Annotated in this window: 23 protein-coding genes and 2 pseudogenes; 12 read left to right on the top strand and 13 right to left on the bottom strand. The window is 63.5% G+C overall.

All coding sequences use genetic code 11. The features are described from left to right. The first annotated feature begins 5 nt into the window (after window positions 1-5). Entirely contained in the window at window positions 6-161 is a 156-nt protein-coding gene (locus ACK3BK_RS11145; protein WP_186665180.1) for a hypothetical protein, read from the top strand. An 18-nt stretch (window positions 162-179) separates the two neighbouring features. On the opposite strand, the gene ACK3BK_RS11140 is transcribed toward ACK3BK_RS11145, so the two are convergent. Beyond that, window positions 180-518, bottom strand: coding sequence for a hypothetical protein (locus ACK3BK_RS11140; RefSeq protein WP_186665182.1), 339 nt, complete (start codon window positions 516-518; stop codon window positions 180-182). 178 nt (window positions 519-696) lie between these two features. Here ACK3BK_RS11140 and ACK3BK_RS11135 point away from each other — a divergent pair, with 178 nt between their 5' ends. From ACK3BK_RS11135 to ACK3BK_RS11110, 6 genes are all read left to right on the top strand, one after another. Further along, entirely contained in the window at window positions 697-1176 is a 480-nt protein-coding gene (locus ACK3BK_RS11135; protein WP_186665184.1) for a hypothetical protein, read from the top strand. Between the two features lie 91 nt (window positions 1177-1267). Continuing rightward, window positions 1268-2842 (top strand): diguanylate cyclase, encoded by a 1575-nt coding sequence (locus ACK3BK_RS11130; RefSeq protein WP_411384306.1) that lies wholly within the window; start codon window positions 1268-1270, stop codon window positions 2840-2842. A 295-nt stretch (window positions 2843-3137) separates the two neighbouring features. Continuing rightward, a complete protein-coding gene (fae, locus tag ACK3BK_RS11125; RefSeq protein ID WP_411384305.1) occupies window positions 3138-3650 on the top strand; it encodes a formaldehyde-activating enzyme in 513 nt (170 codons plus the stop codon). A 9-nt stretch (window positions 3651-3659) separates the two neighbouring features. After that, on the top strand, window positions 3660-4694 hold the full coding sequence (locus ACK3BK_RS11120; RefSeq protein WP_411384304.1) for an aldo/keto reductase: 1035 nt from the start codon (window positions 3660-3662) through the stop codon (window positions 4692-4694). Next, on the top strand, window positions 4691-6130 hold the full coding sequence (locus ACK3BK_RS11115; RefSeq protein WP_288376807.1) for an NAD-dependent succinate-semialdehyde dehydrogenase: 1440 nt from the start codon (window positions 4691-4693) through the stop codon (window positions 6128-6130). The genes ACK3BK_RS11120 and ACK3BK_RS11115 overlap by 4 nt, the downstream gene beginning before the upstream one ends. Window positions 6131-6304: 174 nt before the next feature. Further along, on the top strand, window positions 6305-7654 hold the full coding sequence (locus tag ACK3BK_RS11110) for an MFS transporter (protein WP_411384303.1): 1350 nt from the start codon (window positions 6305-6307) through the stop codon (window positions 7652-7654). A 124-nt stretch (window positions 7655-7778) separates the two neighbouring features. Here the strand turns inward: ACK3BK_RS11110 and ACK3BK_RS11105 are convergent, their stop codons facing one another. Next, complete coding sequence (locus ACK3BK_RS11105) at window positions 7779-8240, bottom strand: phosphotransferase system, HPr-related protein (protein WP_411384302.1); 462 nt, start codon at window positions 8238-8240, stop codon at window positions 7779-7781. Between the two features lie 154 nt (window positions 8241-8394). On the opposite strand from ACK3BK_RS11105, the pseudogene ligD reads away from it, so the two are divergent. The 4 genes and pseudogenes from ligD to ACK3BK_RS11085 all read left to right on the top strand — a co-directional run bounded on the left by ligD (window position 8395) and on the right by ACK3BK_RS11085 (window position 13249). After that, a pseudogene (gene ligD, locus ACK3BK_RS11100) lies at window positions 8395-10865 on the top strand (DNA ligase D). Window positions 10866-10880: 15 nt separating this feature from the next. Then, on the top strand, window positions 10881-11921 hold the full coding sequence (locus ACK3BK_RS11095) for an acyl-CoA dehydrogenase (protein WP_411384301.1): 1041 nt from the start codon (window positions 10881-10883) through the stop codon (window positions 11919-11921). A gap of 69 nt (window positions 11922-11990) precedes the next feature. Continuing rightward, complete coding sequence (locus ACK3BK_RS11090) at window positions 11991-12590, top strand: class I SAM-dependent methyltransferase (RefSeq protein ID WP_186708610.1); 600 nt, start codon at window positions 11991-11993, stop codon at window positions 12588-12590. Next, window positions 12587-13249: a glycosyltransferase gene (locus ACK3BK_RS11085; RefSeq protein WP_186719135.1), complete on the top strand. Its 663-nt coding sequence runs from the start codon at window positions 12587-12589 to the stop codon at window positions 13247-13249. Before ACK3BK_RS11090 ends, ACK3BK_RS11085 begins: the two co-directional genes overlap by 4 nt. A gap of 14 nt (window positions 13250-13263) precedes the next feature. Here ACK3BK_RS11085 and ACK3BK_RS11080 read toward each other — a convergent pair whose 3' ends face one another. The 10 genes and pseudogenes from ACK3BK_RS11080 to ACK3BK_RS11035 all read right to left on the bottom strand — a co-directional run. Beyond that, window positions 13264-14100, bottom strand: a complete 837-nt coding sequence (locus ACK3BK_RS11080) for a Ku protein (RefSeq protein WP_288376809.1) — start codon at window positions 14098-14100, stop codon at window positions 13264-13266. Between the two features lie 9 nt (window positions 14101-14109). Beyond that, window positions 14110-14247, bottom strand: a complete 138-nt coding sequence (locus ACK3BK_RS11075) for a PSPA7_2676 family Cys-rich small protein (protein WP_186665207.1) — start codon at window positions 14245-14247, stop codon at window positions 14110-14112. An 80-nt stretch (window positions 14248-14327) separates the two neighbouring features. Beyond that, window positions 14328-15233 (bottom strand): SDR family oxidoreductase, encoded by a 906-nt coding sequence (locus tag ACK3BK_RS11070; RefSeq protein WP_411384300.1) that lies wholly within the window; start codon window positions 15231-15233, stop codon window positions 14328-14330. An 85-nt stretch (window positions 15234-15318) separates the two neighbouring features. Continuing rightward, window positions 15319-16443, bottom strand: a complete 1125-nt coding sequence (locus ACK3BK_RS11065) for a carboxylate-amine ligase (protein ID WP_411384299.1) — start codon at window positions 16441-16443, stop codon at window positions 15319-15321. A 7-nt stretch (window positions 16444-16450) separates the two neighbouring features. Beyond that, entirely contained in the window at window positions 16451-17404 is a 954-nt protein-coding gene (locus tag ACK3BK_RS11060; protein WP_411384298.1) for a methyltransferase, read from the bottom strand. Beyond that, complete coding sequence (locus tag ACK3BK_RS11055) at window positions 17404-18729, bottom strand: iron-containing redox enzyme family protein (RefSeq protein WP_411384297.1); 1326 nt, start codon at window positions 18727-18729, stop codon at window positions 17404-17406. The genes ACK3BK_RS11060 and ACK3BK_RS11055 overlap by 1 nt, the downstream gene beginning before the upstream one ends. Before the next feature lie 14 nt (window positions 18730-18743). Continuing rightward, entirely contained in the window at window positions 18744-18929 is a 186-nt protein-coding gene (locus ACK3BK_RS11050) for a hypothetical protein (protein ID WP_411384296.1), read from the bottom strand. Window positions 18930-19265: 336 nt separating this feature from the next. Beyond that, window positions 19266-19661, bottom strand: coding sequence for a hypothetical protein (locus ACK3BK_RS11045; RefSeq protein WP_411384295.1), 396 nt, complete (start codon window positions 19659-19661; stop codon window positions 19266-19268). Between the two features lie 49 nt (window positions 19662-19710). Further along, window positions 19711-20376, bottom strand: a complete 666-nt coding sequence (locus tag ACK3BK_RS11040) for a lipid II-degrading bacteriocin (RefSeq protein WP_411384294.1) — start codon at window positions 20374-20376, stop codon at window positions 19711-19713. A 695-nt stretch (window positions 20377-21071) separates the two neighbouring features. Continuing rightward, a pseudogene (locus ACK3BK_RS11035) lies at window positions 21072-21176 on the bottom strand (putative oxygenase MesX); the annotation flags it as partial. 235 nt (window positions 21177-21411) lie between these two features. Between ACK3BK_RS11035 and ACK3BK_RS11030 the strand changes: the two are divergent. Further along, complete coding sequence (locus ACK3BK_RS11030; RefSeq protein WP_186665215.1) at window positions 21412-22548, top strand: MFS transporter; 1137 nt, start codon at window positions 21412-21414, stop codon at window positions 22546-22548. A gap of 16 nt (window positions 22549-22564) precedes the next feature. Here the strand turns inward: ACK3BK_RS11030 and ACK3BK_RS11025 are convergent, their stop codons facing one another. After that, window positions 22565-23995, bottom strand: a complete 1431-nt coding sequence (locus ACK3BK_RS11025) for an aldehyde dehydrogenase (protein WP_411384468.1) — start codon at window positions 23993-23995, stop codon at window positions 22565-22567. Window positions 23996-24011: the final 16 nt, after the last annotated feature.

The raw sequence follows: 24011 nt of genomic DNA, 5'->3' as shown, positions 1-24011 counted from the left end.
CCGAGATGAACAGGATGATTCAGTTCGTGGTGGTGGTCGTGCTCTGCACGGCCATCGGCACGCTCTGCGAACACTTTGGCGTGAACCAGTACCTCAAATGGTTGTTGATGGCGTTGCCCGCGATCGTCTGGGTGCGCTTGCGCAATCCGATGAAGAGCTGATCCCGGGCAACCCAGGGCTCAGTAGTTCGAACGGTCGTAGCCCGATCCGTCAGTTGCGCGGATGAACGCGTCGTAGTAGCTGACCAGGTTACTGCCCTTTTCATAGAGGATGGTGGCAAAGTCGCTCGGTGAAATATTGCCCTGCTCCCAGAACCGATTCATGTCACCGGAAAGCAGGTACGGCAGGTAGTCTTCGTTGACAGTATCGCTGTGAAGATGCGAGCGGCCGAAGTACAGCGCCGAGATCAGGGCAATCTGATCCTCGGCCGCCAAGTTCGACAAAAATGCCTGGGCGTCTTCGGACGAGGCGAAGGGCAGTCTTGGGACGATGTCGCCAATCAGATGGTCGATATGCATGGAGGTCTCCTTGGTAGGTCCGCCCCGTATTAACCGAGTGCAGCAGGCCCCGCGTCAAAAACGCTGTGTTGAGCCTCAACGTGACACCGCAGGACGCTTGCCTAGGCCATTTCCTACACTGCCGTGCCTGCAGGCCTTGCAGTAAACTCATTCCCTCGAACCTCCAGAGCCACCCTCCATGCCTCGCCTGCCGAAACTGCTGCTGCCCTTGCTGTTGCTCGCCACCCTCGCCGCCTGCGATCAGAAACCCACCCGCGAGGAGCGGATCCTGGCCAACCTGCCGCTGCAGGAAGCCTACGACCACAACATCGAGCGCATGGCCCAACTGCTGGCGATGACTCACCCGCAGGTGCCGCAGGACAAGATCAAGGAGGTGCTGCACAAGCACCTGACCGTCGAGGACCAACGCAAGGACCTGTTCAAGCTCTACAGCGAGAAGAACTTCAGCGATGCCGAGTTCGACACCATCGTGGCGGCCACCCAGGACCCGCAGAAAGCCCGGCAACTGGGTGAGAGCGAGGAAGGCAAGCGCCTGAGCGAGAAACTTACCGGTTTGATGCGTGCCACAGCGCAGGACAAGCACGTGCAGGCATTGGCTGAAGAGCGCATGCAGCAGGTAGAAGACGATCTGTCGGCGCTGAGCCCACCAGGCAGCTGACGCCGGCAACTGCCCCAATCGTTTCGCCCCGTAGCTGACTGCGCACATTCCGAGTAAGGTTATTGCAACCGACCTGCCAGCGAGCTCCAGATTGCCACACGCCAAGAAAGGCCTGCGCCTGGACCTGCGCACGCTCATCCTCCTGTTGTCGACACTCACCGCCGTGGTAATGCTGCTGACCAGCTATTTCGCCAGCTACCGGGTGCAGCGCCAACTGCTGATCGATCACTCGCTGGAATCGAACTGGGTGTATGCGGCCAAGCTGGCATCGATCGCCGAACTGTTCCTGGAAGGCGCGCTCAAGCAGCTTGCGTTCAGTGCCGACAACAGCGAAGGGATGCTTGACGACACGACCCACCTGCAACGCGAAAGTGAACGCCTGCTGGCACAGAGCAATGCCTTCAACTCCACCTTCTTCGTCGACAGTGAAGGTATCCTGCGAGCGATCTCGCCCGCGCCCCTGCGCACCATGCTCGGACAGCGCCTGGAGACGCCGGGGGCATTGGAAGCGCTGCGTGAACGCCGGGCGCTGATCTCGACGCCGTTCATCTCCAAGGCCAACAACCTCGTGGTGGTCGCCTCGCAGCCGATCTTCGCCGAGGACGGCCGCTACCTCGGGTATGTCGGCGGCAGCCTCTACCTGCGCCAACACAACATCCTCAACAGCCTGCTGGGCGAACACTTCTACCAGGATGGCTCCTATCTCTACGTGGTCGATCACAACCGCCGCCTGCTCTATCATCCGGACGCCGAACGGGTAGGCACGGTGGTTAAGGACAACCCCATGATCGATCAACTGCACAACAAAGACAGCGGCACCCGGCAGTTCACCAACAGCCTGGGGGTCGAGATGATCGCAGGTTTCGCCACGGTGCCAGTCAGCGGCTGGACCATCGTCGCCCAGCAGCCGCTGACCAAGACCGTGCAACCGTCGCAACGGCTGATCCTCAACGTGGTCGGCATTTCCGTCCCCCTCGCCTTGCTCGGCGGCCTTGCCCTGTGGTCGCTCGCGCTGACCATCACCCGGCCACTCTGGCAACTGGCTGCCGGCGCCCGCGGCCTGGACAAGGCCGACACCCACGAACGCATCCATGCCGTGCGAGCCTGGTATTTCGAGGCTGCCGAGCTCAAGCGCGCCCTGCTGTTCGGGTTGAACCTGTTGCAGGAGCGCATCGGGCGCCTGAACCGCGATGCGCAGACCGACCCGCTCACCGGCCTTGGCAACCGTCGCCGCCTGGACCTGAGCCTGTCGCTGCTGCAGGCCGATAATCGCACCTTCTGTGTCATCGTCCTGGATATCGATCACTTCAAGCACATCAACGATCAATACGGTCACGATGTTGGCGACCAGGTGCTGCGCTCGCTGGCCGAGCTGATGCGCACCTGTTGCCGCGAAGGCGATGTGCTGTGCCGCACCGGTGGCGAGGAGTTTCTCATGCTGCTGCCCGGTGCCAGCCTGGAGGTCGCGCAAAGCGTTGCCGAACGCCTGCGCCGGGTGGTGCAGGACACCCCCTTCGAACCGGTCGGTGCCGTGACCATCTCGCTCGGTGTCGCCTGCTGGCCTGGCGGCGAGGACGACCCAGCAGACGCCTTGAGCAAGGCCGACCGCGCCCTGTATGCGGCCAAGCACAGCGGCCGCAACCGCGTCAGCCTCAGCGCCAGCTGAATTCACCTCGGCATCGATCACTTGCCGTTGCCCTCGTGCCAGTAAAACCGGCGCTATGACTTGCCCTCATACCCCCTTGATTTCTTCTCCCTACTGCCCCGCGCTCCCCGCCTGATACAAATCCTCACGACTGGCCCCGCCAGCACGGCTCGCCCAACAACAACAAAGAGCGTCGCACCATGCCTGCATTGCAGATACCCCTTCGCCCTTGTTGCGTAACGAGCACCTGATTTCGCGCCTCGCGCGGCAGGCGCCGCCGAGGCTTCGTTCTCCTGTGAGTGATCGAGGTTTTTTCATGAAGCAACTTGCCCTGTACATCGGCGAAGGTTTCGAAGGCCCCGGCGTCAACGCCGCGCACATCAACATCATGATGGGGCCACGCAACGGCCCGGCCGGCCAGGCCTTCGCCAACAGCCTGGCCTCTCCCAGCCAGGGCCACTGCCCGTTCATGGTCATCGCCCAGCCGAACATCCCGGTCAAACCCATGACCCTGTACGTCAACAAGGCGGTGATCGGCGGCGACCTGCACGCCAACGCCACCTGGGGCGCGTCCCAGGCCGGTATCGCCAAGGCGGTCACCGAAGCCCTGCTCGACGGCACCCTGCCGGCCGAAGCCGAAGATGAATGGGCCATCGTCACCGCCAACTGGGTCAACCCGGCCTGCGACGACCTCGATGCCGTCTACCTGAACAACTACAACGCCTGCCGCACCGCGATCCGCGCCGCCCTTCAGGGCCTGCCGGCCCGCGCGCAGCTGGCCGATGTGGTCAACCAGATCGCCAACCCCTTCTACACCCCGAAAGCCTGAGGTCCGACCATGCAATACATCCGTCTGGGCCACTCCGGCCTGCAAGTCTCCAAGCTGTGCCTGGGCACCATGAACATGGGCACACCGCAGTGGAAGCCGTGGATCTTCGACGAAGCGGCCAGCGAGCCGATCGTGCGCCACGCGCTGGACAAGGGGGTGAACTTCGTCGACCTGGCTGACTTCTATTCCGCTGGCGTCGGCGAGGAAGTGGTCGGGCGTATCCTCAAGCGCCTGGTGCGTCGTGACGACGTGGTGGTGACCACCAAGGTCGGCTACGGCACCCGCAACGGCATCAACGCCAGTGGCCATTCGCGCAAACACATCCTCGACGGCATCGACGCCTCGCTGCAGCGCGCCGGCATGGATTACTTCGACGTCTACATGCTGCATTTCTTCGATGTGAACACCCCCGTCGAAGAAACCATGGAGGCGCTCAACGACATCGTCCGCGCCGGCAAGGCCCGCTACATCGGGGTCTCGACCATGCTCACCGGGCAACTGGCGAAAATCCTCCTGGCCTGCGAGCGCCATGGCTGGGCCAAACCGATCAACATGCAGTTGCAGCTCAACTGCGCCTACCGTGAAGAAGAACGCGAGATGATTCCGTTCTGCCGCGACCAGGGCCTGGGCGTCTCGGTGTTCAGCCCGCTGGCCCGCGGCCTGCTGACCGGCGACGTGCAGTCGACGCGCAACCAGACCGATTTCTTCACCCAGCAGATGTACAGCGACGAAGCCTCGTTCGCCATCGCCCGCTCGGTGCAGCGCGTGGCCCAGCGTCACGGCGTCTCCAACGCTCAGGTAGCCCAGGCCTGGGTCCTGCAGCACCCTGGCGTGGACAGCATGCTGGTCGGCGCGGACTCCACGGCGCAGTTCGACAGCGCCCTGGCAGCACTGGACATGCGCCTGGACGAAGAGGACCTGTACGAACTGGAGCGCAACTACACTCCCTGCGACCTGATCAACGACTACACCGCCGGCAAGCGCATCCTGCGTGTCGGTCGCCCGCCACGCGGCGACTTCGCGATCCAGGAGGCAGTGGCATGAGGACGCTGCTCAAGACCGGACACTACATCGATGGGCAATGGCTCAGTGGCGGCGCCACCTATCCCGTGATCAACCCGGCCACGGGCGAAACCCTGGCCCAGGTGCCGCGCGGCGGCGCCGAGGAAACCCAGGCGGCCATCGCCGCCGCCGAACGTGCCCTGCCCGCCTGGCGCGGCAAGCTGGCCAAGGAACGTGCGCAGATCCTGCGCCGCTGGTCCGAACTGATGCTCGAGCAACGCGACGCTCTCGCCGCCCTGCTCAGCCGTGAGCAAGGCAAGCCGCTGGCCGAAGCCAAGGGCGAAGTGGCCTATGCAGCGAGCTTTCTCGAATGGTTCGCCGAGGAAGGCCGGCGTGTGTACGGCGATATCATTCCCACGCCCAAGGCCGACGCGCGGGTGCTGGTGACCAAGGAGCCGATCGGCGTGGTCGCGGCGATCACGCCCTGGAACTTCCCCCTGGCGATGGTTACCCGCAAGGTCGGCCCAGCCCTGGCGGCCGGCTGCACGCTGATCCTCAAGCCCTCCGAAGAGACGCCACTGTCAGCCTTCGCCCTGGCGCTGCTAGCCGAGCAGGCCGGCGTACCGGCAGGTGTGTTCAACATCGTTTCCGGCGACGCCCCGGCCATCGGCGGCGCGCTGCAGGCCTCGACCGTGGTGCGCAAGCTGTCGTTCACCGGCTCCACCCGCACTGGCAAGCTGCTGATGCGCCAAGCCGCCGACACCTTGAAAAAGGTCTCGCTGGAGCTGGGCGGCAATGCCCCGTTCATTGTCTTCGACGACGCCGACCTCGACGCCGCCGTGCGCGGGGCCATGGCCTCGAAGTTCCGCAATACCGGGCAGACCTGCGTGTGCGTCAACCGCTTCTATATCCAGGACGGTGTGTACGAAGCCTTCACCCGCAAGCTTGCCGAAGCCGTGCAAGCCTTGCGCGTCGGTGATGCGCTGCAGGGCGAGACCGAGCAAGGCCCGCTGATCAACGCTGCGGCGCTGGCCAAGGTGGAGCAGCACGTGGGCGACGCGCTCGAGCACGGCGCGCGCCTGCTCTGTGGTGGCCGTCGGCATGCGTTGGGCGGCACCTTCTACGAGCCGACGGTGCTGGCCGAAGCCACGGCGGACATGCTGATCGCCAGCGAGGAGACCTTCGGCCCGGTGGCGGCATGCCTGCGCTTCCAGGACGAGGCCCAGGTCCTGCGCCTGGCCAACGACACGCCCTATGGCCTGTCGGCGTACTTCTACAGCCGCGACATCGGCCGCGTCTGGCGCATGGCCGAGGGCCTGGAGGCCGGGATCGTCGGGGTCAACGAAGGGATCATCTCCACCGAGGTGGCGCCCTTTGGTGGCATCAAGGAGTCGGGCATGGGCCGTGAAGGCTCCAAGTACGGCCTGGAGGACTACCTGGAGATCAAGTACGTGCTGATGGGTGGACTGAACAGCTGACCCTGCCTTTGTAGGAGCAACTGTCTTGCTCAAAATCTAAAGGCCAGCCCAATCCCTGTGGGAGCGGGCTTGCCCGCGAATGCGATAGTGACGGCACCGACGCATTCGCGGGCCAGCCCGCTCCTACGAGGACCGCAACGCCCCTGACCCAAACAATAACAACGAGGTGTCAACATGACGGGACAGACAGTCAAGATCGACGACCTGCCGATCGGACGTTTTCATATCAAGATCGCCGGCCTGACCTTCGGCGCGCATTTCACCGACGGCTATATCCTCGGCCTGATCGGTATCGCCTTCACCCTGATCAATCCGCAGATGCAGTTGAGCCCGTTATGGCAGGGGCTGATCGGCGCCTCGGCGTTGCTCGGGCTTTTCATGGGCAGCCTGTTCTTCGGCTGGATCTCCGACCGACTGGGGCGCCAGAAGATTTTCCTGATCAGTTTCGTGCTCATTACCCTCGCCTCGGTGATGCAGTTCTTCGTCGAGACGGCAACGCAACTGTTCCTTTGCCGGGTACTGATCGGCATTGGGCTTGGCGGCGACTTCAGCGTCGGCCACGCCATGCTTGCCGAGTTCTCGCCGCGCAAGCACCGTGGCGTGCTGCTGGGCTCGTTCAGCGTGATCTGGACCTTCGGTTATGTCGCCGCGACCTTCGTCGGCACGGCCCTGCTGCCGCTGGGCGACGATGCCTGGCGCTGGATGCTGGCGTCCTCGGCCATTCCGGCAGCAATGATCCTCATCGCCCGTATCGGCACGCCGGAATCGCCACGCTGGCTGATGCACCAGGGCCGCGCCGAGGAAGCCCGCGCCATCGTACGCAAGCACCTGGGCGCCAACGTGGTACTCGACGACGAAGTCGCCCGGCCCAGCCACAGCGGTTTCGCCGCCCTGTTCAGCCGTGAATACCGCAAGCGCACGGCGTTCAACTGCCTGTTCTTCATCTGCATCGTCATGCCTTACTTCGCCATCTACACCTTCCTGCCAGCGATCCTGCAGAAGATGGGGCTGGCCGAAGGCTTCGGCACCGAGATGATGCTCAATGCCCTGCTGATCGTCGGCGCACTGCTGGGGATCTGGTGCACCATCAAATTCAGCCGCCGCGGCTTTCTGATCAACAGCTTCCTGATCCTGGCGGCGGCGTTGTTCCTGCTGGTGCTGATGCCGAGCAGCATGGCCTGGGCGATGGTGGCGCTGTTCGGGCTGTTCACCCTGGTGCTGTCGGCGGTGAGCAACCTGGTCGGTGTGTACCCGGCCGAGAGCTTCCCCACCGAAGTGCGCGCCAGCGGCATCGGCTTGGCCACCGCAGCAAGCCGGCTGGGATCGGCGATCAGTACCTTCCTGCTACCGGTGAGCGTGGCCGGGATCGGCCTGAACCCGACCATGGCGATCCTCGCCGGGATCCTGCTGTTCGGGGCACTGGTGTCGATGGCCTGGGCGCCGGAAACCAAGAGCCTGTCGTTGGCCGAGGCCTGTCGTGGGGAGGAGAACCCTGCGCCGGTGGGCAAGGTGGCGGCGGCCTGATCGGGCAGTGTCGCTGTTTCGCGGGCAAGTCACAGCCCTCCCGGGAGCAAGGCCGGTGTGAGGGAATCCGCAGCGAAGCGCAGGGCCGGATGATCGGCTGTTGCAGGAACAGCATGCTCGTTTATCACGGCTCGCGCCTGTCATCTTCAGAGCTGACATCGTCGGTCCACGGCTCGCCGTCCAACGGTGCCGAGCGAGCCAGCTCAGCCTCGTCCAGGCCAATGCCGCCACCGATCTCGTGAGCGTCTACCTGACGCAGAGTCTGGTCGGCAGGTATGCTACCGCTGCCAGGCTCATGCGGATCACGAGCACCGGTTTCATCGAACAGCGTGTCCGGGCTCAGGTCGTCCAGGGTGACATTGTCCTCGTGCAGGCTATCGCTCAAGGCCTCGCCACCGGTCATGCCGCTTTCGGCAACACGTCGCGGCGGATAGTCCTCGGCGATCTCACGCGCCGGACGCTCGTCGCCGACACGCCCCTGGCGTTCATCGCGGCGCTCACTGAAATCCAGCTCGTGGACGCTTCCCATGCGGTCCTCGGTGTCATCGATCTCGACCTGCGGTCTTGGGTCATCAGGTGTAGGCATGAGTGTTCTCCGATTGGGGGCTTCACTCGGTCGACTCCCACACAGGGAAATGATTCAGAGTTTCTTGCTACGCCCTGCTCCGCGCTTTTATTGAACTCCGCGCAGTATCGCCGCCTCCCAGTCTTGAGACCCGCGAACCCTCCCGGAGCCCGCCATGGCCAAGCCCCTGCAGGAGTACCATCGCAAGCGCGACTTCAACGCCACCTCCGAACCGCTAGGCAAACACGCCAAGCCACGCTCGGCGCACGCGCTGCAGTACTGCATCCAGAAACACGACGCCAGCCACCTGCACTACGACTTGCGCCTGGAACTCGACGGCACCTTGAAAAGCTGGGCAATCCCCAAAGGGCCCTCCCTGGACCCCAAGGTCCGGCGCCTGGCGGTGCATGTCGAGGATCACCCGCTGGACTACGCCAACTTCGAAGGGCACATCCCGGAGGGTCACTACGGCGCTGGCGATGTGATCGTCTGGGACCGGGGTATCTGGGAGCCCGAAGGCGATCCGCATCAAGCCTATGCCAAAGGCAAGCTGCGCTTTCGCCTGCAGGGCGAGAAACTGTCGGGGGTCTGGAACCTGTTCCGCACCCAGCTGGCCGGCAAGAAGGAGCAATGGATGCTGGTCAAGTCAAATGACGGGCGAGCGCGCAGCGAGGTCGACTACAGCATCGTCGAAGCCCTGCCCGACAGCGTCCTCAGCGAGCGCAGTCTGCCGCCAAGGCGTCCGGCCAAGACAACCTCCGCCAGCCCGCGCAAGCACAAGGCCCGCGCCAAAGCCCTGCCCGACAAGCTCCAGCCGCAACTGGCCACCTTGGTCGATTCCCCCCCAGCGGCGACTGGCGCTATGAAGTCAAGTTTGATGGCTACCGCATCCTCGCGCGCATCGACGGCGACGACGTACGCCTGTTCACCCGCAATGGCCACGACTGGAGCGCGAAGATGCCCCGTCAGGTCGAGGCGCTAAAGGCGCTCGGGCTCGACGCCGCGTGGCTGGATGGCGAAATGGTGGTGGTCGATGACAACGGCGTCGCCGATTTCCAGGCGTTGCAGAATGCCTTCGACACCGAGCACGACGAACGCATCACCTATTACCTGTTCGACCTGCCCTGGCTGGGGCGAGAGGACCTGCGCGAACTACCGCTAAAGGCGCGTCGCGACACCTTGTCCCGGCTGCTGGAAGACAACGCATCGCCGGTGCTCAGGTACTCCGCAGACTTCGAGGAGCCGGTCGACTCGCTGCTCGACAGCGCCTGCCGCCTGCAACTGGAGGGCCTGATCGGCAAACGCGCCGACAGCCCCTACGTGGGCCGACGCAGCAGCGACTGGGTCAAGCTCAAGTGCAAGCAGCGCCAGGAATTCGTGATCGTCGGCTACACCGACCCCAAGGGCAGCCGCCACGGCTTCGGCGCCCTGCTGCTGGCCCTGCATGACCGCGATAGCAGCGAGCTGCGCTACGCCGGCAAGGTCGGCACCGGCTTCAGCGCCGCCACCCTGGACAGCATCCTCGCTCGCCTCAAGCCGCTGCGGACCGCCAAAGCGCCGTTGCCCAGCCCACTCACCGGCGCCGAAGCTCGCGGCGTGCACTGGCTCAAGCCTCATCTGCTGGCCGAAGTGGCCTATGCCCAGATGACCCGCGAAGGCATCGTGCGCCACGCGGTGTTCCACGGCCTGCGCGACGACAAGCCCGCCACCGCCATCGACCTGGAGAAAGCGATGCCCGCCAAGCGAGCAGCACAGCCACAACCGAAGGCGCCGGACACCCTGCGCCTGACCCACCCAGACCGCGTGGTCGACGCAACCATCGGTGCAACCAAGCGCCAGGTCGCCGAGTACTACGCTCAGGTCGCCGACTGGCTGCTGCCTCAGCTCAAGGATCGGCCCGTCGCCCTGGTCCGGGCACCGGATGGCCTGGCTGGCGAGTTGTTCTTCCAGAAGAATGCCGGCCAGCTGCATATTCCCAAGGTGCTCAGCTACAGCAAGGCCCAGGCCGGCCAGGCGGCCATGGTGCTCAACCGCGCCGACAGCCTGCTCGGCGCGGTGCAGATGAATACCCTCGAACTGCACACCTGGAACGCCACCAACAAAGACTTCGACAAGCCCGACCGCTTCGTGCTCGACCTCGACCCAGACCCCGCGCTGCCCTGGAAAGCCATGCTCGAAGCCACCCAACTGACCCTGACCCTGCTCGATGAACTGGGCCTGAAGGTGTTTCTCAAGACCAGCGGCGGCAAGGGGATACACCTGGTCGTGCCGCTGACCCGGCGTGCGGGCTGGGACGAGGTAAAGGATTTCAGCCATGCCTTGGTCGAGCACATGGCCGCGCTGTTCCCTGATCGCCTCAGTGCCGTTTCCGGCCCGAAGAATCGGGTCGGGCGGATCTTCATCGACTACCTGCGCAACGGCAAGGGCGCCACCACCGTAGCGGCTTATTCGCTGCGCGCTCGCGAAGGCCTGCCGGTTTCGGTGCCGATCTGGCGCGAAGAGCTGAGCCAGCTCAAAGGCGCTGACCAATGGAATATCGGTAACCTGCACGAGCGTCTTGCACAGTTCGACGACCCTTGGTCCGAAATGGCCAGGACCCGCCAATCCATCACCGCGCGCATGCGCAAGCAACTGGGAATCGAGTGAAGGAGCGCCAAGCCGATGAGCACCGCCCATGACTTCGACCGGGTCCGCCTCGATCACCTGTTGCGCCCTTTCAGCGCTCGAGCGCAGGCGATCGATCTCGACACCCAGTTACCAGAGCTGCTGCACATGCTGCAGGCCGATCACCTCGACCGCCTGCCGCTGCCGGGCCAGGGCCGTACCCTGGAACGCTGGAGGATCCTGGCGCGGGTCGCCGGCTGCGACCTGGCCCTGGCCAAGCTCTACGAGGGCCATACGGACGCCCTGGCGATCCTCAGTGAATGCGCCGCCGAGCACCACGCCGACGACGGGATCTGGGGCGTGTGGGCTGCCGAACCACCGGATGCTCGCACCCGCATCGTCGCCCGGGACGGCGACCAGGTTCGCCTGCAAGGCCGCAAAGCCTGGTGTTCGGGGGCATTGCAGATCGATCGCGCGCTGGTGACCGCCTGGGACGACGAGCAGCCACAGTTGGTGGCCATCGAGCTCTCCCATCCCAGCCAGCGCATTCAGGCCGAGCACTGGCAGGCCGTTGGCATGGCCACCACCACCAGCGTCACCCTCGAGTTCGATGATTCGCCGGGGCTGGCCATCGGCGCGCCCGGCCAATACCTGTCCCGCCCGGGATTCTGGCAAGGCGGCGCGGGCATTGCCGCCTGCTGGTATGGCGCAGCCGAAGCCTTGGCGGACTACCTGCGCGAACACTGCGTCAAACCCCGACCCGACCCACACGCCGATGCCCACTTGGGCGCGGTCGACGCCGTCTTGTTCGGCGCCCGCGCCGCCCTGCGCGAATGCGCTGCCTGGATCGATCGGCACCCCCATGACGATGCCAGTTTCCAGGTGCGCCGCACCCGCGCTCAGGTCGAGCATGCGGTCGAGCAGGTCATCTGGCATGTCGGCCGAGCGCTGGGCGCCACGCCGTTCTGTCGCAACAGCCATTTCGCTCGGCTCAGCGCCGACCTGCCGGTATACCTGCGTCAAAGTCACGCTGAGCGCGACCTCGCCGAGCTGGGCCAGCAACTGACCGGCATGCCGGCAGGCGCATGGCAACTATGAGCCAGCACCTGATTCAGGCAGCCACCGGCTGCATCCCTTGCAACCGTTCCTGCCCGCAATGGAGTCACCATGAGCCTCGATGCGCAGTATTTCGCCAACCTGTATGCCGACAACGATGACCCATGGGCCTTTCGTACCCGCTGGTACGAACGGCGCAAGCGCGACCTGACCCTGGCCAGCCTGCCCCGCCAGTGCTACGAGCGTGTGTTCGAGCCGGCGTGCGCCAACGGCGAGCTCAGCGTGCTGCTGGCCGAGCGCTGCGCCGACCTGCTGTGCCAGGACATCGACGCCACCGCCGTGGCACTGGCCCGCCAGCGCTTGGCGGGAGTGAACCATGCCTGCGTCGAGCAAGGGCACCTGCCGGGCGACTGGCCCGGCGGACAATTCGACCTGATCGTGCTGAGCGAAATCGGCTACTACCTGGACCCCACCGACTGGCTGCAGGTGATCGAGCAATCGGTGGCCAGCCTGACCTATGACGGCGGCCTGCTGGTGTGCCACTGGCGCCATCCCATCGCCGGTTGCCCTCAGGATGGGCGTGAGGTCCACGCTCTGCTTGCCCGGCATTTGCCGCTGTATCCGCTGTTGCGCCACGAAGAGGCGGATTTCCTGCTCGAATACTGGTCGTGCCAACCCAGCGTCGTAGACCTGGACGAGACTTGCCCATGATCGCCGTCATCATTCCCGCCCACAACGAAGCCCGCCGCCTCGGGCACTGCCTGCGCGCCGTCACGCAGGCGGTGGCACGGGCCAAGGCGGCGGGCCTGGTGGCCGAGGTCCTGGTGGTGCTCGATCGCTGCACCGACGCCAGCGCACGTATCGCTCGCCGTCATGGCGTGCACACCCTGGAGCTGCAGGCCGGCAACGTCGGCATTGCCCGACGCCAGGGCGCTGCGTGGATGATCGAGCGCGGTGCGCAGTGGCTGGCCTTTACCGACGCCGACAGTCGCGTGCCCGAGCACTGGCTGGTATCGCAGTTGCAATGGCACGCTGACGCTGTCTGCGGCACGGTGCACATCGAGCGCTGGCAGCCCTGGCAGAACGCCGCCCTGCGCCAGCTATACCGCAGCCGTTACCAAGCCCGGGACGGGCACCGGCACATCCATGGTGCCAACCTGGGCGTGTGCGCCAAGGCCTATGAGCGCGTTGGCGGATTCCAGCCATTGCCAGCCGATGAAGATGTGCAACTGGTGCTGGCCTTGGAAGCCAGTGGCGCGCAGATCGTCTGGACCGCAGCGCACAGCGTGGCCACCAGCAGTCGGCGGGACAGCCGGGCTCGCCAAGGCTTCGGCGATTACCTGAGCGCTCTGGAGGGCCTGATGCGGTAGGGTGCGCTCCCGCCCTAGGACGCCTTGCGCGGTCGCTTGCTCGCTGGTTTCTTCGCCTTGGTCTTGCCGCCAAGGCTGCGCTTGAGCAACTCGGTGAGGTCGATGATGTCGGCGCTCTTCCCTGCCGTCGCCCCCTCACCTTTGTCCACCGTCGCGATCTTGCCCTTGCTCGCCTTCTCTTCCACCAGGTCAAGGATGGTCTGGCGAAAGGCATCGTGGTACTCGTCTGGCTTCCATGGCCCACTCATGTCCTCCACCAGTCGCTTGGCCATGTCCAGTTCGCGCTTGTCGACCTTGGTGTCGGTCACGCTCTTGTCCAGCTCCAGCGACTCCAGGCCACGTACTTCCTCGGGCCAGCGCAGGGTAATCATCACCAGCGCATCCTCCAGCGGGCGCAGCAGCGCCAGGTGCTGGCGGGTGTGCAGCACCACGGTGGCCAAGGCTACCTTGCCGGTGCTGTGCAAGGTCTCGCGCAACAAGGCATAGACCTTGCCGCCACGACGGTCGGGGCTCAGGTAGTACGGCGTGTCGAACTGTTGCAGCGGGATCTCTGCGGCGTCGACGAAGGAAAAAATATCGATGGTCTGGGTCGCCTCGGGCCGCGCCTTGCGAATCTCCTCCTCGCTGATCACCACATAGCGGCCCTTCTCGTACTCGACACCCTTGACGATGTGTTCCTTGTCGATCTCCTTGCCAGTCACCTTGTTCACCCGCTTGTAGCCCACCGGCTCCATGCTGCGCTTGTCGAGCCAGTCGAAATCCACCCGCTCGGTGCGCACGGCGGTATTGAGAGAGACAGGGATATGCACGAGGCCGAAGCTGATCGCGCCTTTCCAGATTGCCCGGGCCATGGTCGGCTCCTACGCAGCGAATGGTTGGCCGGGCTGGCTGTAGCGCAGCGCGCCGCAGCGTTCGCAGCACTGACAGTCAAGCCCGGCGATTTCACGGATCAACAGGCTGCGCCACTGACAGCCACGCAGCAGACAGACGAGTTTCATCAGCACCTCCCAGGCCCGTATGCAGGGGCCTCTTACAACGACTGACTGCGCGGCGCGGCCAAGGTTTATTCGACTTTGCCCTATGGCAGTGGATTGCCCCCGGTGACGCCGAACACCTCCCCGGTGATATAGCTCGACTCCTGGCTGGCCAGCAGCACGTACAACGGGGCGCACTCGGCGGGCTGGCCCGGGCGTTTCATCGGCGTATGCCCACCGAAGTCGGGGATCTTTTCCGGTGGTTGGCCGCCACTGGGCTGCAGCACGGTCCAGATCGGGCCTGGAGCCACCGCGTTGACGCGAATGCCGCGTTCGATCACCTGCTTGGCCAGCGCCTTGGTGAAGGCCACGATGGCCGCCTTGGTGGTGGCGTAGTCGAGCAACGTCGCCGAGGGCTGGTAGGACTGGATCGAGGCGGTGTTGATGATGGTCGCCCCGGCAGGCATCAGCGGCACGGCGGCCTGGCAAAGCCAGAACAGCGCGTAGACGTTGGTCTTGAGGGTGTGGTCGAACTGCTCATGGGTGATCTGGCCAATGTCCTCGCGCGCCACTTGCTTGCCGGCAACGTTGACCAGGATATCCAGGCCGCCGAGCTGTTCGTGGGCCTGGTCTACCAACTGGCTGCAGAAGCGCGGGTCCTTGAGGTCGCCGGGAAGCGCCACGGCCTTGCGGCCTTCACGCTCGATCAACTGGACCACCTCCCGGGCATCGCGCTCCTCCGTGGGCAGATAGTTGAGGGCGATGTCGGCGCCCTCGCGGGCGAAGGCGATGGCCACGGCACGTCCGATACCCGAGTCGGCGCCGGTGATCAGGGCGCGACGTCCGGCCAGGCGCCCGAAACCCTTGTAGGTGGTTTCACCGTGGTCGGGCTTGGGCTGCATATGGGCATCCAGGCCCGGGGCGGGTTGGCCCTGGGCCGGAAACGGCGGATGGGGGTACTGGGTCAGGGGATTTTGCAGGGTGAATTGGTCCTGGGGCTTGCTTGGCATGGGTTGGACTCCTTCTGGTTTGGCTGGGTGTTGCCTGATCGCGAATCACACAGCGTTCGAGGCAAAGGATCTGCGGATGGTTTACTCAACCAGTCCCGGGCACCGACAACTGGTGCTCCATCACCTGTTTCACCACGTTGCGCAGCGCCTGTCGGTCGTCCAGGCCTTGGTCGCGGGCCAGCGCATAGGTCGCGCGCTGGTGGTCGGCACTGGTGCCGTCGCGCAGGATGCGCCGGGCGTGCATGAAGGCGCGATCAGCGTCGACGGTGTCGGCTGGACATTGCGCCTGTAGTTGCGCCAGCCAGGCTTCGGCGTTCACCGGCTGTTGGTCGTGCACACCGATGAAAGTGCCCAGGCGGCCCTGACGCAGGGCACGCCAATAGTTTTCGTGGGTGATCCAGCGCATCTCGCGGCTGGCGACAGCGCCATCGCGCCCCAGTGCATGCTCGACGAGATGGCGAAACAGCGCGGCGATGGCCAAGGCATCGTCCAACCGGGGGCAACCATCGCAGATCCGCAGTTCGACGGTCGGAAACCGTCGCGAGGGCCTGATCGCCCACCAGAAGTCGCCATCCTCGGCCAGGCTGCCAGTGCGTTGCAGCAGCGCCCGGTAACGCTCGTAGGCGCGCCAGTCCGGCAGCGGCTCGGGCAGGCCCATGTGCGGCCACTCCCCGCACACCACGCGGCGGTAGCTCATGTAGCCGGTGTCCTGTCCGCCCCAGTACGCAGAGGAGGTGCTGAGTGTCAGCAGCAGCGGTAACCAGTACAACACCCGATTGATCACCTGCATGCGATCGACGCCCTGCGGCACGCCGACATGCACGTGCAGGCCGTTCAACAGGCTGCGCCGGGCCACCAGCCGGTAATCGTCGAACAACTGACGGTAGTGCGGGGCTTGCCGTGGGTGTTGGCGCAGCCATTGGGCACTCGGATGGCTCCCCGCGCCGTAAAGGCCGGCCCCCTCGCCCGCCAATGCCTGGCTCAGGCGCTGGCGCTGCTCGGTGAAAAAGGCACAGGCCTGGTACAGCGTGTCGAATACCGGCGAGGCGACTTCCACTTGGCTGCGGAACATTTCCTCGGCGAACCAGGGCCCCAACACATCGCGGCAACAGCGGACCACGGCCGAGGACGGCGCGGCCATGACCCGCCCCGTGGCCAAGTCCACCAACAGGTATTCTTCCTCGATGCCGAACGTGCAACGCCGCGCCATGCTGGCATCAGGCCCGACGCGTGACGGTCAGGGCAACGGCGGCGATACGCTCGACCTGCTCGTATCCAGGCTCGAGCAACTGCTCGCCGAACACGTCCGGGTCCAGTTCCCGGTACGACCAACCAAACGCAGGCCCGGCAAGGCGCAGGCGGGCGGCTTCGAGCAGCGCGTCGCGCCCCTCGACGATGGCGACACCGGTGTACAGCAGCAACGTGCCGCCGATCGACAGCCGCTCACGGGCCTGCTCGACAATGCGCAGCGACAGTTCGGCGCCCAGCGCGCCACCTCCGTGGCGGTAGGCGCGCTCGCCCGCGTCGAGCATGTAGGGAGGATTAGCGACGATCAGGTCGAACGTCCCGGCGATGCTGTCGAGCACGTCGCTGAGCGCTACCGAAACATTGGCCACGCCGGCCAGTGCGGCATTGACTGCGGTATGACGCAAGGCCACAGGGTTGATGTCCACCGCAGTGACCTGCGCATGCTGCGCGCCCCGGGCGATCAGCAACGCGCCGACGCCACTGCCGCAACCAATGTCGACGGCATGCTGCACGCGCTGGGGGCTGTGGCGCAGATGATCCTGGATCACCTGGGCGAACCGGTAGCTGTCCGGGCCGAAGAACACCGCGTCGCGGCTGTCTGTCGGCCAGGCGGAGTGCACCAGCAGCAGGTCATCCAGGCTCGACCAGCGCACCCTGCTGCGCCACAGCGCACCCTGTGGCTCCAGCACACCGGCTATACGCAGCTGTTCCAGTTCGTCGGCGCTGAGCAGCGACGCTTCGAACGGTCGGCTCCAGCCGAACACATCGCGCAGCGTTCGAGCCCGGTGCGCTTCACTGCGGGCATTGACCCTGCCCTGGGTTGCCGGGGTCACGCAGGTGAAGCGATAGCCGTCGGCACGCAGCCGACGTCCCAGCTGTAGCAAAGCCTCGTCGGCATGCCGCTGGTCCTGGTCGAGCAGCATCAGTTCGGTCCTCCCTGCATCAAGCCGGTGGCCTGGATGAACGCGCGGGTGGCGCGCAGGCCCTGGGGCGTGGAATGGCGATTGCCGGCCATCGCTTCGATCAGTGCAGCCATGTCCGCTGCCTGCGCTTCGCAAGGCGCCTCTTCCTCCAGTTGCAACGCCTGCTCCCATTGCCCCGGCGGCACCCGACGTATCACGGCACCCTGCCAGGTGCCGGCGATCCAGTCGTGCCAGAGCTGCTTTTCATAGGCATCGAACACACCGAACATGGCCGCCACCGGACCGTCGATCAGCGCCCAGAAGCGGCTTTGCCTGGGATCGCTGTCGCGCTTGATCCAACCCTGGGCTTGCAATGCATCCAGGAAACCAGGCATCGCACCGGGCTCGGCAAGCCACTGGTTGATGGTGCGCCCTTGCAGGCGACATCTGTCCGAATGCATGCACTGCCCGTATGGACGCTTGCGCTCCAACGCGCCGAGCAACTCGGCCTGCAGGTCGAACGAAGCGATCAGCGACGGAGTGTCGATACCCAGGTCATTGAGCCGATAGCCCTGCCTGACCCGCTCGTAGAACGCCGGCCCCTGATCCACAGACAGTTCGGCGAAGCTCTCCAGGGCGCGCCGTGCATGACCGTTGGCGGCATTGTCTATGGTCACATGCAACTGGAAGTAATGAGCGTCGATGCCCAACTCGGCCAGCTCATGTGTGGTGATCAGCAGGTGCAAGGGGGGCTGCTCGTACCCCAGGTTGTAACCGATCACCTCCGGCAGAAAGCGCTCGCAGTGTTGCCCCAGGGCCAGTTGCAGCGTGCCCTGCAGGTAACGTTCAGCGGGTAGCGGTGCGCTCTGCAGGCAACCGAGACGGCTGAGCAGGCGCTGGTAGATCAGCACGTGGTTGCGGCGCAGGTCGCCGTCACCCAGCTCTTCGAGGAAGGTGCGGATCAGCCCGTGAAAACGAGGGTCGCGCCAGTGCCAGAGGGTGCCGTGCAGCCATGCGCCATCGACCGCCTTGGTTGGCGCGACCTGCTGCAAGAACCACAAGGCCTGCGCCCGGTTGTCGAAGTAACGGCGTGGAGCACCCTGACGGCGTTGTTCAAGATAGGCCGCGTGCTCCCCGGCGACCCGCTGCGCATGGGCAGCGGCCCAATCCGGCAGTTGCCCAGGATCATCCGGCAAGTCGTCCGCCAGCGTGCGGACATGGCCCAGTTGCTCGCCCAGCCAAGCCTCGGCCGTCGGGTCACGGCCCTCGAGCAGCGCACGGTAGCGATGTTCAAGTCCATCGCTCGCCTTGGCGGTTGCCGCCCAGCCCTTCGTCATCGCCACCATGCCCGCTACCTCGCTCATTGATTTTGCGGTTTGGTCTCGGGGGACGGGTTGGTCGTGGGTGTATCGGGCTGCTGCATCTGCAGCGACGGCTTGCTTGGATCGGCGTCCTTGGCCGGATGGTCGTTATCACGGTCGAAACAGCCACCGAGCAACGTAAAGCAGACGGCCAGCAGCGCTGTAGCCAATAGATTCGTTTTCATGGGGTTCTCGCTTTTGTGGAGGCCTACACAAGCGAGTTCGATACACCCTGAAGGATTCGTTTTTATTCCGGCGCAACGGATGAACGGCGCAACGAAATGTCAGCCACCTCTCGCCGTGCATGGTCAACACCTTGCTAGCAGAAAATTGGGCTGTGAGTCGCTCCTGCAGCTCAACCGATTGTGGCAGTGAAGTCGCGCTAACTTAGCAAGGCATTAGGAAAATAAAAAATTCACTCTTGAAACTCGCAGGTGCTCATGTCGTTGATGCGGCGACTGAGACCCTCATCGCCGACGTGGCCCCTACAACCTTCTCTGGAAAAGAGCCAGAATATTGAATCAAAAATTACGCCCAATTAGAAGCCTAGGGATAAGTAAAACAATCATAGCAATCATGTAAAGAATTGCTGGAATAGCTGAAAGTTTCGTGCCATTCAATGCCACCGCCAAGCTCAAAAGGCCAGCAACCAAGCAAAAGAGCGCGCAGGGAATGTCCAAAAGACAATATGCCAGCTTTTGCACCCCCCTACTTTCAGACAGACTTTTAACTGCGACCGACACGACAGAGAGCACTACTACAAAAAAGGTAAAATACAGGACATACATAACAAAATATTTGTAAGGACCAGAATTCTCCCCTCCCAAATCGATATCTCCTCGTAGAGCCAACCACAAAACCAAGTCAGCCAATAAAATCACCAACAGAGGAAAGCCGCTTTTAAAAAATGCAAACATGTTGCTCAACCCCTTAAAAAGCGCCCTTAACTTGGGCGCACACAGCTAGTTATTTTTGCAGCGAGATGGGATAAGCCCCCTTAATCTCGATAGCGTAGCTTTCTGCCTCAAGATGCCTTTGAATTTCCGAGAGAACTTGAGTGGCGCTTTCCCCAAACGCGCTGCGCCAACTACCTGGGTTGGCATCATAAATATCATTATAAGCTCTCGCCTCGCCATCGAAACTGATACGCCCATCTGCATATTTTGTGACACTACCTTCAATTTTTAACGTGATATTACCAAGCCAAAGCCCAGTGAGCCATGAATCATTCGCCGTATTGTAAGGCACTTTATCCAAAACAATACGACTACTACCCACGGACGAGCTTATAAGGGCCTGATCCAAAGCAGGAATAGGCGTAGCATTTAGGTTCAACCCAAGAGAGTTAATGCTTGTACTCGCTTGCGACCCGCCACCATACAAAAAGTGACCAAGGGCAGCGACAGGGGTTAGCACACCGCCAGAGAACTCTTGTGGCATATGAGTTTCGGGTATGGTTCTCGGCGGCTGGGTATTATGCCACACATAATTAAGAGCTTGAGCCGCGCTCTGTGATGGATTGTGAGCCTTGAACGTATCGGCCCACTGCAATGTCAGACAGTCGATTTTGAACGCATTAATAATCCCTGTTGCTCCAATAACACCATCTGGCATGTAAGTTTTTTTGCTCATTGCAAACCTTTATCATCATTTCCCGCCACAAGCCCGCGCCATAACTTTCGTTTCGCTGACGTGCCTGCTCAAGCTGAACGTAGCCCGGATTTGGCCCAGGAAAAACTCCGCCCTTAGGAGGAGCGTACCCCGGCGCAGTGGCAGTTACGTTAATTGGAGGAAGTTCAATAGTCACTGTTAGTCCTTTTTTCCGCGAGTGGACCCGCGTATCCTTGGAAAAATTACCGCAAAAAAAAAATCGAGGCTCAAGGTATTTACTTGAGTATTCGACTCCGCCTAATGGTTTATCTGGACTGGCTGAGCAATTCAGTTTTCTGGCCGGCTGCTGTGTTGGTCTTCCACTCCACAGCCTGACGTACGACAACAAGTGTTTAGACTAAACCGGGTTATCTGCAAGCCGACCACGGCGTTATGAGAACAGGTATTTCTATACACGGAAAGGTTGTTCATGGCACATCAGAATCTACCTACAGCTTTTTGCTCTTCCGTCTGACCTGGCAGGAAGCTTCATCCAGAAAACATGCGATCGAGAAAATGCGCTGATTGCAAGTTTGCGTGTTTTTACGCGCGAGCCGTTACAATTAGAAATGTGAACTTGACGCGAAACTCTCGGATACCGAGATCAGGTGCATGGCGACTAAATACTTCCAGTGCCTGAAAGACGCGAGGCTCTGTCTGAGATCCCAAGAAACTGGAATGGAGCTCTGGAACATCTTCTGGAAGGTGTCCATCGTGCTGATGGTGCTGATCAGCTCAAGGGGGCTGCAATCCTCCAGCAGACCGCCAGCGAAGTAGGCTGCCTACCCTGGGGGAAATTCGATGGGAGGATCGTCAGGAGTAACAGCTACATGAGAAAAACACATTTTTCCCGCGATAACCTGCAATTTTATTCACGATTTCTCCGCACGTTTGCTTAATGCGGTGTCAGGAGCGGGGCCCTGACAGCGGCCAGCCTTCCCCGCCGACATGACGCGAGTGTTACCGACATGCCCCAGCAGGTTATGCTGCGCACCCCGCCCCTGCCACGAGGCTGTCATGTCGTCCGCTGCCGTACCGGCGCAAACCCTGCGCGCCGACCGAGATTCGCGCAACGCCGCCCAGGTGCTCGGCCTGTGCCTGCCCAGTGACGTGCTGCTCTACCTGCTGCTGCCCATGTACGCAGCGGACTTCGGTGTGACGCTGGTCGAGGCCGGGGTATTGCTGGCGGCCAATCGCCTGGTGCGGATCATCGGCTATGGCTGGGTGGTGCGGTTCTATGCACGCCATGGCGATCGCGCAGCGTGCAGCCTGGCGGCTTTCGCTGCAGCGGTGTGTGCGCTGGGCAACGCCACCCTTTCCGGATTCGCCGCACTGCTGGTACTGCGCCTGGTCTGGGGGTTGTGCTTCGCCACCTTCAACTTGAGTACCCAGACCCTCGCCACGGCCGAGGCACAGGGTGCAGCCCGCCGCGCCGGGCGTTCGCGGGCGACCCTGGCCATCGGCCCCATGCTGGCCTTGCCGCTGGGGGCGCTGATGGCCCAGGCCTATGGCCCGCGTACGGTGTTCTTCGTACTGTGCATCAGCGCCCTGTGCGGCCTGTGGCGGGCCCGCGCCTTGCCTTCCAGAGGCCATGACATTCCCGTGCGCAGCGGTCGGCGCCTGCGCCTGCCGGACAGCATCGCCACCTGGTCTTTCATCGAAGGGGTGACGCTGGACGGTCTGTTCATTTTCGGCCTCTCGCTGTATGCGCAAGTCCACATGGGCGAGTCGGGGGTACTGGTGGCCGGTGTGCTGATGGCGGTGCGCTATTTGAGCGAGATGCTCTTCAGCCCCTTCGGCGGACGCCTGGCAGATCGCTTCGGCGCACTGCGCATGTTGGTGGTGCTGTCGCTGGCCACCTCACTGGCGCTGCTGGTGTTCGCCAGCCATTGGCTGTTCATCGGCGCCTTCTTCGTGTTGGTGCTGCGCGCCTTGCAACTACCTCTTGTGATGACCCTCGTCGCGCTGCGCAATCCGCACGCGCGCATTCAGGCGCTGGCCAGCAATGCCGTGTGGCGCGACATCGGCGCCGGGCTCGGGCCGATGCTGGCCGGTGTGCTGCTGCCGCAGGTGCCAGCGATCTGGGCTTATGCCGGGGCGGCGTTGGCAGTCGCCGTGGCGGCGCTGAACTGTGCCAGGCCGCCACGGCATTGAGCACGACGCCCAAGGGTCAGCGCAGCTGGATCCAGGTGGTCTTCAACTGGGTGTACTTGTCGAACGCATGCAATGACAGGTCGCGCCCAAAGCCCGACTGCTTGTAGCCGCCGAACGGGGCGACCACATCGAGCGCATCGACGGTATTGACCGAAACGCTGCCGACCCTGAGCTGCCTGGCAACCCGGTGCACGCGGTTCAGGTCGTCGCTCCACACCGAGGCGGCCAACCCATAGACGCTGTCGTTGGCCAGGCGGATAGCTTCCTCTTCAGTGTCGAAGGCCGTCACTGCGACTACCGGGCCGAAGACCTCTTCACGCGAAAGCGACGACTGCGGGTCGACATGGGTGAAAATCGTCGGCTCGATGAAGTTACTGGAGCCGTTGAAGCTGAGCTGACGCCCACCGGCCACCAGAAGCGCGCCCTCCTCCTGTGCGCGGCCGATCGCGGCCATGATCTGCGAAGTCTGCTGCGCATCGACGATGGCGCCGGCGCGGCTGGCCGGATCCAGCGGATTACCGGGGAGCCAGTCGCGCGCCTTGGCAATCAGGCGCTCGATGAACGCGTCATGGATCGAGCGCTGCACGTAAAGTCGTGAGTTGGCCGAGCAGACCTCACCCTGGTTGAAGAAGATGCCGAATGCGGCTTTCTCTGCAGCCAGGTCCAGGTCCTTGCAGTCATCGAACACCAGGTTCGGGCTTTTCCCGCCGCACTCCAACCACACCTGTTTCAGGTTCGACTGCGCCGAATACTGCATGAAGTACTTGCCCACCTGGGTGGAGCCGGTGAATACCAGGCAATCGACGTCGGGGTGCAGGCCCAGTGCCTTGCCGGCGATCTCGCCCAGCCCCGGCACGACGTTCAGCACCCCTTCGGGAATGCCGGCCTCCAGCGCAAGCTCGGCCAGGCGCAGCGCCGAAAGCGGCGACTGTTCGGCAGGCTTGAGCACGACGCTGTTGCCGGCTGCTAACGCCGGGGCCAGTTTCCAGGCCGCCATGTCCAGCGGAAAGTTCCACGGCACCACGGCTGCGACCACACCGATAGGTTCGCGGGTGATGGTGGCCACGGCATTGGCCGCAGTGGGCGCAACCTGGTCGTAGAGTTTGTCGAGCGACTCGCCATACCAGGCGAAGACCTGGGCGGCGCCCGGCACATCGATGTTGTAGGCATCGAGCACCGGCTTGCCCATGTTCAGCGATTCGAGCAGCGCCAGCTCCTCGCGGTGGGCCAGCATCAGCTCGGCCAGACGCAGCATCACGCGCTTGCGCTCGGTCGGCGCCATGCGTGCCCACGGGCCTTGCTCGAACGCCTGCCGCGCACTGGCCACGGCACGGTCGACGTCCTCAGAGGTACAGGCGGCGACCCGCGCCAGCAGTTGATTGGTGGCAGGGTTGATCGCATCGAACGTCGCGCCACCTGCGGCGGCCACGAAACGGCCGCCGATCATGGCTTGATCGCGAAAA

This window comes from Pseudomonas sp. L7 (assembly GCF_046605565.1).
GTDB classification, from domain to species: domain Bacteria; phylum Pseudomonadota; class Gammaproteobacteria; order Pseudomonadales; family Pseudomonadaceae; genus Aquipseudomonas; species Aquipseudomonas wayambapalatensis.
This window is presented reverse-complemented; position numbering and strand designations above follow the sequence as displayed.

What these genes read in the sequence shown, in the direction of transcription:
- ACK3BK_RS11090 (WP_186708610.1), top strand. Translation starts at nt 11,991, where the DNA reads ATGAGCCTCGATGCGCAGTATTTCGCCAACCTGTATGCCGACAACGAT.
- ACK3BK_RS11070 (WP_411384300.1), bottom strand. Translation starts at nt 15,233, where the DNA reads ATGCCAAGCAAGCCCCAGGACCAATTCACCCTGCAAAATCCCCTGACC.
- ACK3BK_RS11085 (WP_186719135.1), top strand. Translation starts at nt 12,587, where the DNA reads ATGATCGCCGTCATCATTCCCGCCCACAACGAAGCCCGCCGCCTCGGG.
- ACK3BK_RS11110 (WP_411384303.1), top strand. Translation starts at nt 6,305, where the DNA reads ATGACGGGACAGACAGTCAAGATCGACGACCTGCCGATCGGACGTTTT.
- ACK3BK_RS11145 (WP_186665180.1), top strand. Translation starts at nt 6, where the DNA reads ATGAACAGGATGATTCAGTTCGTGGTGGTGGTCGTGCTCTGCACGGCC.
- ACK3BK_RS11045 (WP_411384295.1), bottom strand. Translation starts at nt 19,661, where the DNA reads ATGTTTGCATTTTTTAAAAGCGGCTTTCCTCTGTTGGTGATTTTATTG.
- ACK3BK_RS11065 (WP_411384299.1), bottom strand. Translation starts at nt 16,443, where the DNA reads ATGGCGCGGCGTTGCACGTTCGGCATCGAGGAAGAATACCTGTTGGTG.
- fae (WP_411384305.1), top strand. Translation starts at nt 3,138, where the DNA reads ATGAAGCAACTTGCCCTGTACATCGGCGAAGGTTTCGAAGGCCCCGGC.
- ACK3BK_RS11075 (WP_186665207.1), bottom strand. Translation starts at nt 14,247, where the DNA reads ATGAAACTCGTCTGTCTGCTGCGTGGCTGTCAGTGGCGCAGCCTGTTG.
- ACK3BK_RS11030 (WP_186665215.1), top strand. Translation starts at nt 21,412, where the DNA reads ATGTCGTCCGCTGCCGTACCGGCGCAAACCCTGCGCGCCGACCGAGAT.
- ACK3BK_RS11120 (WP_411384304.1), top strand. Translation starts at nt 3,660, where the DNA reads ATGCAATACATCCGTCTGGGCCACTCCGGCCTGCAAGTCTCCAAGCTG.
- ACK3BK_RS11095 (WP_411384301.1), top strand. Translation starts at nt 10,881, where the DNA reads ATGAGCACCGCCCATGACTTCGACCGGGTCCGCCTCGATCACCTGTTG.
- ACK3BK_RS11040 (WP_411384294.1), bottom strand. Translation starts at nt 20,376, where the DNA reads ATGAGCAAAAAAACTTACATGCCAGATGGTGTTATTGGAGCAACAGGG.
- ACK3BK_RS11080 (WP_288376809.1), bottom strand. Translation starts at nt 14,100, where the DNA reads ATGGCCCGGGCAATCTGGAAAGGCGCGATCAGCTTCGGCCTCGTGCAT.
- ACK3BK_RS11105 (WP_411384302.1), bottom strand. Translation starts at nt 8,240, where the DNA reads ATGCCTACACCTGATGACCCAAGACCGCAGGTCGAGATCGATGACACC.
- ACK3BK_RS11060 (WP_411384298.1), bottom strand. Translation starts at nt 17,404, where the DNA reads ATGCTGCTCGACCAGGACCAGCGGCATGCCGACGAGGCTTTGCTACAG.
- ACK3BK_RS11025 (WP_411384468.1), bottom strand. Translation starts at nt 23,995, where the DNA reads ATGATCGGCGGCCGTTTCGTGGCCGCCGCAGGTGGCGCGACGTTCGAT.
- ACK3BK_RS11055 (WP_411384297.1), bottom strand. Translation starts at nt 18,729, where the DNA reads ATGGTGGCGATGACGAAGGGCTGGGCGGCAACCGCCAAGGCGAGCGAT.
- ACK3BK_RS11140 (WP_186665182.1), bottom strand. Translation starts at nt 518, where the DNA reads ATGCATATCGACCATCTGATTGGCGACATCGTCCCAAGACTGCCCTTC.
- ACK3BK_RS11135 (WP_186665184.1), top strand. Translation starts at nt 697, where the DNA reads ATGCCTCGCCTGCCGAAACTGCTGCTGCCCTTGCTGTTGCTCGCCACC.
- ACK3BK_RS11050 (WP_411384296.1), bottom strand. Translation starts at nt 18,929, where the DNA reads ATGAAAACGAATCTATTGGCTACAGCGCTGCTGGCCGTCTGCTTTACG.
- ACK3BK_RS11115 (WP_288376807.1), top strand. Translation starts at nt 4,691, where the DNA reads ATGAGGACGCTGCTCAAGACCGGACACTACATCGATGGGCAATGGCTC.